This window comes from Pseudomonas sp. CM27, from assembly GCF_013179515.1.
In the GTDB taxonomy this organism is placed as follows: Bacteria; Pseudomonadota; Gammaproteobacteria; order Pseudomonadales; family Pseudomonadaceae; genus Aquipseudomonas.
In genome coordinates this window covers 1-3115 of record NZ_JABMCN010000383.1, presented here as the reverse complement: position 1 = coordinate 3115, position 3115 = coordinate 1, and the positions used below count along the sequence as shown (strand labels likewise).

Annotated in this window: 3 protein-coding genes; all 3 read right to left on the bottom strand. The window is 58.7% G+C overall.

The genetic code is table 11. The annotated features are described in order from the left end of the window. On the bottom strand, positions 1-123 hold a 123-nt coding region (locus tag HP547_RS29780), incomplete at its 3' end, for a hypothetical protein (RefSeq protein ID WP_256676467.1). After that, entirely contained in the window at positions 120-1391 is a 1272-nt protein-coding gene (locus HP547_RS28065; RefSeq protein ID WP_172232959.1) for a YeaH/YhbH family protein, read from the bottom strand. The genes HP547_RS28065 and HP547_RS29780, both read right to left, overlap by 4 nt. A 119-nt stretch (positions 1392-1510) precedes the next feature. After that, positions 1511-3115, bottom strand: a 1605-nt coding sequence (locus HP547_RS28060) for a PrkA family serine protein kinase (protein ID WP_172288727.1), incomplete at its 5' end; no start/stop codon positions are given.

The following is a 3115-nucleotide window of genomic DNA, read 5'->3' as shown; positions in this document are numbered from 1 at the left end:
GTAGGTGTCCAGGGCATAACCTTCGGCCAGGCGGCTGATTTCCCGGTCGTAGGTCTGGATCAGTTCGAACGTCCACTCGGACCCGGTGGAAATGGGTTGGCGTCTCTGTGCTCTGGCGGTCATGTGGCTAACCTGCGCTGGAAGAGTTCACGGAAGACCGGGTAGATGTCGCCGGCCGATACCAACTGCTGCTGGGCGAACGTGTCGGGGAACCCTTCGCCGATGCGCTCGTACTCGTACCACAGCGCCTGATGCTCACGGGGGGTGATCTCGACGTAAGTGTAGTACTGCACGTGCGGCATGATCTGCTTGGAGAGAATTTCGCGGCAGATGGGCGAGTCGTCGTTCCAGTTGTCGCCATCGGAGGCCTGGGCGGCGTAGATGTTCCAGTCGCTGGCCGGGTAGCGTTCGGCCATGATCTCCTGCATCAGCTTGAGCGCACTGGAAACGATGGTGCCGCCGGTTTCCCGGGAGTAGAAGAACTCTTCCTCGTCCACTTCGCGGGCACTGGTGTGGTGGCGAATGAATACTACCTCGATGCGGTCATAGTTACGCTTGAGGAACAGGTACAGCAGGATGAAGAAGCGCTTGGCAATGTCCTTGGTGGCTTGGGTCATCGAACCGGACACGTCCATCAGGCAGAACATCACCGCCTTCGAGCTTGGGTTGGGCTGCTTTACCAGCAAGTTGTACTTCAGGTCGAACGTGTCGAGGAAGGGCAGGCGGTTGATACGTGCTTTCAGGCGCTCGATTTCCTGCTCGACTTCCTGGATGTCGGTAAAGTTGTCGGGCTCCTCGACTTTCAGTCGGGCCAGCTCTTTTTGCGCTTCGCGCAACAGCGCGCGGCTGCTGCCGGTCAGGGCGATTCGCCGGGCGTGAGCCGAGCGCAGGGTGCGGACAATGTTGATGCGCGAGGGGTTGCCCTCGTTGGCGATACCGGCACGCACGGTCTTGAACGTATCGGCACCGGTCAGGTGGCGTTTGACCAGGTTGGGCAGCTCGAGGTCCTCGAACATGAACTCGAGGAATTCTTCCTGAGTTATCTGGAAGACGAATTCATCCATGCCTTCGCCAGAATTGCCGGCCTTGCCACGGCCCCCACCGCCCCCACCACCTTGGGGTCTGGGGATATGCTCACCTGCGGTGAATTCCTTGTTGCCCGGGTGCACGATGGTCTGTTTGCCGCCGCGACCATGGTGCAGCACAGGTTCGTCGATGTCCCGTCCCGGAATGCTGATCTGCTCGCCATGCTCCATGTCCATGATGGAGCGACGGCTAACCGCCTCTTCGACGGCCTTCTTGATATGTTCGCGGTACCGCCGCAAGAAGCGCTGGCGGTTGACCGTGCTCTTGTTCTTGCCGTTCAGGCGTCGGTCTATAACGTAGCTCATGGTCCCTCCGGTAGCTGGGAACAGCTGCACGCTTCAAGCTACGAGCTGCACGTAAAGACAGCTGCCGCCGCCCGAGGCTGGAACGCCAGCCTTGGGCGTGCGGTGTGTAGCTTGTCGCTTTATTGCGATTTCCTGACCCGCAGGTACCATTCCGACAGCAGACGAACCTGTTTGTCGGTGTAGCCACGCTCCACCATCCGGGTGACGAAGTCGTTGTGTTTCTTCTGGTCCTCTTTGCTGGCCTTGGCGTTGAAGCTGATGACCGGCAGCAGGTCTTCGGTGTTGGAGAACATTTTCTTCTCGATCACCACCCGCAGCTTTTCATAGCTCAGCCAGCTTGGGTTCTTGCCGTTGTTGTTGGCGCGTGCGCGCAGTACGAAGTTGACGATCTCGTTGCGGAAGTCCTTCGGATTGCTGATGCCGGCGGGCTTCTCGATCTTTTCCAGCTCTTCGTTCAGTGCAATACGGTTGAGGATTTCGCCGGTTTCCGGGTCGCGGTACTCCTGGTCCTGGATCCAGAAGTCGGCGTACAGCACGTAGCGGTCGAAGATGTTCTGGCCGTACTCGCTGTAGGACTCAAGGTAGGCGGTCTGGATTTCCTTGCCGATGAACTCGATGTAGCGCGGTGCCAGATATTCCTTGAGGTAGCGCAGGTAGCGTTCGCGCACCTCGGCAGGGAATTGCTCCTGCTCGATCTGCTGCTCCAGCACATACAGCAGGTGTACCGGGTTGGCCGCAATCTCGTGCGGGTCGAAGTTGAAGACCTTGGACAGGATCTTGAAGGCGAAGCGGGTCGACAGGCCGTTCATGCCCTCGTCGACGCCTGCCGAGTCGCGGTATTCCTGGATCGACTTGGCCTTGGGGTCGGTATCCTTCAGGTTCTCGCCATCGTAGACGCGCATCTTCGAGTAAATGTTGGAGTTTTCCGGCTCCTTGAGACGCGAGAGCACGGTGAACTGGGCGAGCATCTTCAGCGTGTCCGGGGCGCAATGGGCCTTGGACAGCGAACTGTTGACCAGCAGCTTGTCGTAGATCTTGATCTCGTCACTGACCCGCAGGCAGTACGGCACCTTGACGATGTAGATCCGGTCGATGAAGGCTTCGTTGTTCTTGTTGTTACGGAAAGTGTGCCACTCCGATTCGTTGGAGTGAGCCAGCAGGATGCCGGTGTAGGGGATCGCGCCCAAGCCTTCGGTACTGTTGTAGTTGCCTTCCTGGGTGGCAGTGAGCAGAGGGTGCAGGACCTTGATCGGTGCCTTGAACATCTCGACGAATTCCATCAGGCCCTGGTTGGCCCGGCACAGCGCGCCCGAGTAGCTGTAGGCGTCGGCGTCGTTCTGCGGAAACTCCTCGAGTTTGCGGATATCGACCTTGCCCACCAGTGCAGAGATGTCCTGGTTGTTTTCATCGCCGGGTTCGGTCTTGGCAATGGCAATCTGGTTGAGAATGGATGGGTAGAGCTTGACCACTTTGAACTTGGAGATGTCACCGCCAAATTCTTGCAGGCGCTTGGTGGCCCAGGGCGACATGATGGTGTTCAGGTAGCGCCGTGAGATCCCGTACTCTTCCTCGAGAATGGCCCCATCTTCGGTGGCGTTGAACAAGCCCAAGGGCGATTCGAATACCGGCGAGCCCTTGATGGCATAGAACGGCACTTTCTCCATCAGCTGCTTGAGTTTCTCGGCCAGCGACGACTTGCCGCCGCCTACCGGGCCCAACAGATA

Bases quoted from the DNA above. Each gene is read 5' to 3' on its own strand.
- HP547_RS28065 (WP_172232959.1), bottom strand. From the start codon at position 1,391: ATGAGCTACGTTATAGACCGACGCCTGAACGGCAAGAACAAGAGCACG.